Source organism: uncultured Modestobacter sp., from assembly GCF_947486615.1.
In the GTDB taxonomy this organism is placed as follows: Bacteria; Actinomycetota; Actinomycetes; order Mycobacteriales; family Geodermatophilaceae; genus Modestobacter.
In genome coordinates this window covers 86,573-92,922 of sequence record NZ_CANKUD010000017.1, presented here as the reverse complement: position 1 = coordinate 92,922, position 6,350 = coordinate 86,573, and the positions used below count along the sequence as shown (strand labels likewise).

Below are 6,350 nucleotides of genomic sequence, written 5' to 3'. Positions count from 1 at the left end.
GGAAGCTAAGCCTTTCAGCGCCGATGGTACTGCCCGGGGGACCGGGTGGGAGAGTAGGACGCCGCCGGACACAACTCAACGAAACGGGGGTCGGAGCATTGCGCTCCGGCCCCCGTTTCGTGCGTTTGTCCGTTCTTCGTCGATCGGCCGGACGTCCCGCGTGTGCGGGGCGTCGGCGTCCCGACACCGCTCCAGGTGCCCCCTCGGGCGTGCGCCGTTCATCAGTGAGGTACGTACACACCATGACTTCTCCGCGACGCGGATCCGACGGCTCGGATCGAGGCCGTGGTCAGAGCGGCGGCGGCCGAGGCGCCGCAGGCGGTTCCCGACAGGGGGCCGGCAGTGGACGGCCGGCCCGTCCGGCAGGGCATCGGGGATCCCGGCCCGCTGAGGGGGGACGCGCCACGGCTGGGGGTTCTGGGTCGTCACGTGACGATGCCTATCGGGCCAGGGGTGGTGCCGCTGGCGGCGAGTGGGGTCGTCCGAGCGCGGGCGGGCGTGCGTCCGGCGGGCGTTCGTCGGGCGATCGGCCTTCCTGGCAGGACCGTCGTCCGTCGGGTGATCGATCTCAGGGTGGGCGTCCTTCTGGTGACCGCGCGGGGGGCGGGCGTCCCTCGGGTGACCGTCCTTCCTGGCAGGACCGCCGACCGTCCGGTGACCGACCGCAGGGCGGGCGGCCGTCCGGTGACCGACCGCAGGGCGGGCGGCCGTCCGGGGACCGTCCTTCCTGGCAGGACCGCCGTCCCTCCGGTGACCGGCCGCAAGGTGGGCGTCCGTCTGGGGATCGTCCTTCGTGGCAGGACCGGCGCCCGTCCGGTGACCGGTCGCAGGCTGGGCGTCCCTCGGGTGACCGTCCGCAGGGTGGGCGTCCCTCGGGTGATCGGCCGGCGTGGCAGGACCGTCGCCCCTCCGGGGACCGTCCGCAGGGCGGGCGTCCCTCGGGTGATCGCCCGCAGGGTGGGCGTCCGTCCGGGGACCGTCCTTCGTGGCAGGACCGTCGTCCCTCCGGGGACCGGCCGCAGGGCGGTCGGCCCTCGGGCGACCGGCCGAAGGGTGGGCGTCCGTCTGGGGACCGTCCTTCGTGGCAGGACCGTCGTCCCTCCGGGGACCGCCCGCAGCGCGGGCGCCCTGCGGGTGATCGGCCGGCGTGGCAGGACCGTCGTCCCTCCGGGGACCGGCCGCAGGGGGACCGTCCGGACTGGCAGGACCGTCGGCCGAGCGGCCCCCAGGGGGATCGCGAGGACATGGCGCCTCGCCGTCCTGCCGGCCCGGCTGTGCCGGAGTGGGTGGACCCTCGCGACCTCGACCAGTCGGTGCGCTCGGCGCTCCGTGGCCTGGACCCCCGCAACGCAGAGACCGTGGCCCGGCACCTGGTCGCCGCCGGCGGGCTGCTGGACGACGAGCCGGAGCTGGCGCTCGAGCATGCCCGGGCTGCGCGCGACCGGGCGTCCCGGATCGCGGCGGTGCGTGAGGCGGTCGGTGTCGCTGCCTACCTCGCCGGTGACTTCGCCGAGGCAGCCCGTGAACTGCGTGCCTACGCGCGGATGAGCGGCGACGAGAGCTACCGGGCGGTCCTGGCCGACTGTGAGCGTGGGCTGGGCCGACCGGAGAACGCGATCAAGCTGGTCAACGAGGCGCTGGCGGCCGGGCCTGAGGAGGAAGAGCTGGTAGAGCTGCGCCTGGTCGAGGCCGGCGCGCGTCAGGACCTCGGGGAACTGCCCGCGGCGGCGCTGGTCCTGGAGGCCGCGCTCGGTGGTCGTCCCACGCCGGCGGGCCTGGGGCACCCGGAGCTCGGACAGCTGCGGCTGGCGATGGCCTACGCCGACCTGCTGACCGATCGCGGCGAGGACGAGCTGGCGATGGAGTGGTACGTGGCCATCGCCTCGGCCGACCCGGATGACCTGACCGGGGTCTCCGAGGTCTTCGCCGAGGACGACGAGCTGGACGATGAGGTTGACGACGGCGAGCTGGACGCGGACGTGCTGGTCGATGACGATCTGGTAGCGGACGAGCTCGCCGACGAGGAGCCGGTCGAGGCCGCCCCCGAGTCGCAGCAGCCGGACGCCGGTGCTCCGGCAGGCGCTGCGGTCACCCCCGACGAGCAGTTCGACGGCGTCACCGAGGAGCAGCTCGGGGACGTCACCGACGACGACATCGAGGCCGAGGTCGCCGAGCTGCTGGGGGAGACCCCGCCGCCGGTGGAGCGGGACCACGCGCGGCTGTTCCAGGAGGCCCCCGACGTGGCGCCGGAGCAGCAGCCACCGACGAACTGACCTGGTCCGTCCACACCGGCCGGGGTCGTCCACAACAGCTGGACGGCCCTGGCCGGTGGCCGTTCCGGCCCAGCAGGCTCTCCGCATGAGCCTCGCCGTCATCGACCGGAACGACGTCGTCCTGCGTGGACGGCTGTCGGCACCTCCGGAGTTCCGCCCCTTGCCCAGCGGAGACACGCTGCTGGTGTTCAAGCTGATCGTGCGCCGGGAGACACCGCGGCCCCGCGGTCCACGGTCGGACGTCCTGACCTGCGTCAGCTACCTGCCCGCACTGCACCGGTACGCCGCGGCCTGGACGCCGGATGACGTGGTGGAGGTGGAGGGGACGCTGCAGCGCCGGTTCTGGCGCACCCCCACCGGCACCGCCGTCGCCTACGAGGTGGTGTGCCGGCGGGGCCGCAAGGTGACCCGGTCGTCCCCCCGCACCGCGGCCGCATCGGTCTGAGGTGAGCGGCCACGGCCGGCCGCGGGCGACCCGATGGTCAGTCCTGGTGCGGCCGGAGGACCAGCCCGGTGCGCGGCTTGGGGACGAAGAGGGTCGACTTGCGGGGCATCCGCGCGCCCGCCCGGGCGACGGCCGCCACGTCGGCCGGCGACGGCGATCGCAGCAGCAGCGCCACGCCGGCCCGGTCCTCGGCCAGCCGGAGGGCCTCGGTGACGTCGTGCGCCACCAGCACCGACGCCGGGTCGTCCGGGCGCTGCCACAGCTGCCCGAGCAGGGCAGCGTGGGCCAGAACCACGTCGAGCCGTCGCCATGCTGCCGGCGCCTCCTGGGGCACGGCTGCCAGCATCGCGGCCGACGGGGCGGAGAGCTCGACCACCCGCTCACCGTCGCTGAGCAGGAAGGTCTGCGGCCCGTCCTGCAGCGTCCAGCGTCGTACGGTCCCGTCGACGTCGCCGTCCTGCGGCGTCAGCTCGGTGGTCCGGAACCCGGCAGTCGCGGCCCGGACCGCGCTCTCCAGGGGCAGGTCGGGGACCACCCGGTGGATGGCGCGCACCCGGAGCCCCCCGGCGCCCATGGGGGTGAGCAGGGCGAGCACGCTGCCGTGTGCGTCGTCCCCGGCCTGGTGGTCGCGCGCGGCGGCGAAGCGGTGGTGACCGTCGGCGATGACGGCGCGGGTGCGGGTGAGGGCCCGGGTGAGCCGGGCCAGCGTCCCGGGGTCGGTGACCCGCCACAGCCGGTGCACCACGCCGTCGGGGTCGGCCACCTCCAGCGTCGGCGGACCGCCGGCGGAGTCACGGGTGAGCTCGGCGACCTCCGGGTCGGGGTCGTGGGCCAGCACGATCGGCTCGAGGTCGGTGTCGGTGGCGGCCAGCAGCGCAGCCCGCCCGGCGACGGCCGGTGCGAACGTGTCCTCGTGCGGCAGGACCGCCGACGACCCGGCCGCGGGCAGCGACACGGCGCCCAGCCAGCCGGTCGTCGCCTCGGCGCCGGGCCCGGCCATCTCGTAGCGCCACATCGCCGGCACGTCGTCCCGGACCAGCACCCCGGACGTCGACCACGAGCGCAGCGTCTCGGCGGCAGCCGAGGCCGAACGCCGGTCCCGGGCCGACCGGCTGCTGTCCTGGCCCCCGACGGGGTCGACGTGCGGCAGGATCAGGCGGACGATGTTGTACGGATCGGCCGCGGCCAGACGGTCGCGGCCCACGGCGTTCACCAGGTCGTAGGCCGGCGAGGTCACCCTCGCCAGGTGCGCTGCGTCGTGGTCGCGGTAGGTCAGGGCACGGAACGGCCGGACGTCGAGGCCCGTCACGTCAGGAGGCGGGGCGTCCGCCGACGTCGAGGGCACGGAGTCGATCGTAGGAGCGCGCCGCCCGGACGCCGGGGGCGGCGTCGCCTGGGCCCCGGCAGCCACGGGATGTTCAGTCGGCGCGGGAGAGGAGCTGCGGTGGGGGAGCAACGACCGGGACAGCCCGACGGTGGGGTCTACGAGTGGTACCAGCGGGGCCTGCAGCTGCTCGGGGACAGGAACCCGGCCGCCGCCGCGACGCTGCTGGAGCGAGCGGTCGCCGCCGAGCCCGCCTCGCGGAGCGCGCGCGAGGCGCTGGCCCGGGCGCAGTACGACGCGGGCCGCTACCGTGCGGCCATCGACAGCTTCCAGGCGTTGATCGAGGTGAACCCGACCGACGACTACGCCCAGTTCGGGTTGGGTCTGGCGGCCAGCCGGGCCGGTGAGCTGGAGCTCGCCGCCGAACACCTGGCGCTGGCCGTGGCGATGCGGCCCGACCAGAGCCACTACGCGCGCGCACTGCGCGGGGTACGAGCCCGACGGGGCCTCGTCGAGGACCTGCCAGCCGAGGAGCTGCCATGAGCAACGGACCACACCGCCGCGCAGCGGCCGACCGGTCGGCCGCCGGCCGGCACGGACACCTGTCGGTCGCCCGTCCGGCCGACCGGCACGACACCGGCGGAGCCGCGTGAGCGCGCAGCCGCCACCGCTGGCAGCCGGGGCTGACACCCCGCCCAGCCAGGTCCACGACGTGGCGCTGCTCGACCTCGACGGCGTGGTCTACGTCGGGCCGGCGGCGGTGCCCGGCGTGCCGGCGGCGCTCGCGTCCGCCCGGGCCGAGGGGATGCAGCTGGGCTTCGTCACCAACAACGCGGCCCGCACCCCCGAGCAGGTCGCCGCGCACCTCACCGAGCTCGACGTCCCGGCCGCTCCCGACGACGTCATCACCAGCTCGCAGGCGGCCGCCTCGGTCGTGGCCGACCTGGTCGGCGACGGTGCCCGGGTGCTCGCCGTCGGCGGACCCGGTGTCGACGCGGCGCTGACCGCGGCCGGGCTCACCGTCGTGGAGACGGCCGAGGACGGACCTGCCGCCGTCGTCCAGGGCTACGGGCCGGCGGTGGGGTGGGCGCAGCTCGCGGAAGCGGTGGTCGCCGTCCGCGGCGGAGCCCGGCACGTGGCCACCAACACCGACGCCACCATCCCGTCACCGCGCGGTGTGCTGCCCGGCAACGGGGCGCTGGTCGGCGTGGTCAGCGCGGTCACCGGGCAGCAGCCGCTGGTGACCGGCAAGCCGGACCCCGCGATGCACGCCGAGTGCGTCCGCCGCACCGGTGCCCGACATCCGCTGGTGGTCGGGGACCGGCTCGACACCGACATCGAGGGTGCTCGCCGGGCCGGTGCCGCGAGCCTGCTGGTGTTCTCCGGCGTCGCCACCCCGGCCGACCTGCTCGCCGCCGGTCCGCTGCACCGGCCGGACCTGATCGCCCCGGACGCGGCTGGTCTCCTCGTCCGGCACCCCGACGTGACCGCGGTCGAGGGAGCCTGGCGGTGCGGGGGATGGCAGGCCGGACGTGCCGACGGAGGGCTGACGCTGCGCCTCCTCGGGGCGGCGCGTGCGGACGACGACGGGCTGGACGGCCTGCGGGTGCTCGCCGTGGCGCACTGGGCCGGTCACCCCGACGACGGCCGCCCGGCGACCGTCCGAGCCGGGGACGACGACGCGGCCGCGGCGCTGCGCGGCTGGGGACTGCTCCCGGGGTGACGCCGGGCTGGCCCGAGCCCGGCGGGGCCTCACGGCGGTCCGGCCGGTCGTACGGGCCGGACAGTGGTGGGCCGTCGCCGGTGGCCGCCGTCCGGTGGTCGCTCGACGGCGTGCGGCGTCGGGTGTCCTGGGGCTGGGGCTGGGGCGGTGGGCCCCGGGCTCAGAGCAGGGAGCGCAGCCGCAGCATGTCGCGGAGCCCGGCCTCCAGCTTGACCCGGCCGCTGGCCCAGGCCGGCCCGAAGGACAGCTCCCCGGCGGTCAGGGCCAGCAGGTCGTCGCTGCTCATGGTCAGCCGGATGTCGGCCTTGGGCACCGCCGGGCCGTCGGGCAGCGCGGTCATGTCCCGCACCGAGCCGCGGGCCAGGCGTCCCTGCACCACCTGCTGCAGGTCGGTCAGCCGGCAGGAGACGCTCCGGTCCAGGTCCCGGGCTGCGTCGGCGGCGGCCAGCCGGCCGACGAACCCGTCCAGGGCGGTCATGCACTGCTCGAGCGTCGCCATGTGGCGGGTGCCTCCTCCAGCGGGGACCGGGGTCGTCCCGGCCGGGCGGTCCGCGGGGACGCTACCGGCGGGTCACCGGCGCGGGG

At 76.1% G+C, this 6,350-nt stretch carries 6 protein-coding genes; 4 read left to right on the top strand and 2 right to left on the bottom strand.

Annotation, left to right across the window (positions count from 1 at the left end):
- The first annotated feature begins 1,286 nt into the window (after positions 1 to 1,286).
- Both Q1A09_RS21990 and Q1A09_RS21985 read left to right on the top strand, forming a co-directional pair.
- A complete protein-coding gene (locus Q1A09_RS21990) occupies positions 1,287 to 2,273 on the top strand; it encodes a hypothetical protein (RefSeq protein WP_299960335.1) in 987 nt (328 codons plus the stop codon).
- A gap of 85 nt (positions 2,274 to 2,358) precedes the next feature.
- Positions 2,359 to 2,718 carry a single-stranded DNA-binding protein gene (locus Q1A09_RS21985; RefSeq protein ID WP_299960333.1) on the top strand — a complete coding sequence of 120 codons (360 nt, stop codon included), beginning with the start codon at positions 2,359 to 2,361 and terminating at the stop codon, positions 2,716 to 2,718.
- A 37-nt stretch (positions 2,719 to 2,755) separates the two neighbouring features.
- On the opposite strand, the gene Q1A09_RS21980 is transcribed toward Q1A09_RS21985, so the two are convergent.
- A complete protein-coding gene (locus Q1A09_RS21980) occupies positions 2,756 to 4,063 on the bottom strand; it encodes a DUF1015 domain-containing protein (protein WP_299960330.1) in 1,308 nt (435 codons plus the stop codon).
- A gap of 99 nt (positions 4,064 to 4,162) precedes the next feature.
- Between Q1A09_RS21980 and Q1A09_RS21975 the strand changes: the two genes are divergently transcribed.
- Both Q1A09_RS21975 and Q1A09_RS21970 read left to right on the top strand, forming a co-directional pair.
- Entirely contained in the window at positions 4,163 to 4,585 is a 423-nt protein-coding gene (locus Q1A09_RS21975; RefSeq protein WP_299960327.1) for a tetratricopeptide repeat protein, read from the top strand.
- Between the two features lie 106 nt (positions 4,586 to 4,691).
- Positions 4,692 to 5,765 (top strand): HAD-IIA family hydrolase, encoded by a 1,074-nt coding sequence (locus Q1A09_RS21970; protein WP_299960324.1) that lies wholly within the window; start codon positions 4,692 to 4,694, stop codon positions 5,763 to 5,765.
- Positions 5,766 to 5,925: 160 nt separating this feature from the next.
- Here the strand turns inward: Q1A09_RS21970 and Q1A09_RS21965 are convergent, their stop codons facing one another.
- Positions 5,926 to 6,264, bottom strand: a complete 339-nt coding sequence (locus Q1A09_RS21965) for an SCP2 sterol-binding domain-containing protein (protein WP_299960321.1) — start codon at positions 6,262 to 6,264, stop codon at positions 5,926 to 5,928.
- Between the last annotated feature and the right edge of the window lie 86 nt (positions 6,265 to 6,350).

What these genes read in the sequence shown, in the direction of transcription:
- Q1A09_RS21985 (WP_299960333.1), top strand. Translation starts at nt 2,359, where the DNA reads ATGAGCCTCGCCGTCATCGACCGGAACGACGTCGTCCTGCGTGGACGG.
- Q1A09_RS21965 (WP_299960321.1), bottom strand. Translation starts at nt 6,264, where the DNA reads ATGGCGACGCTCGAGCAGTGCATGACCGCCCTGGACGGGTTCGTCGGC.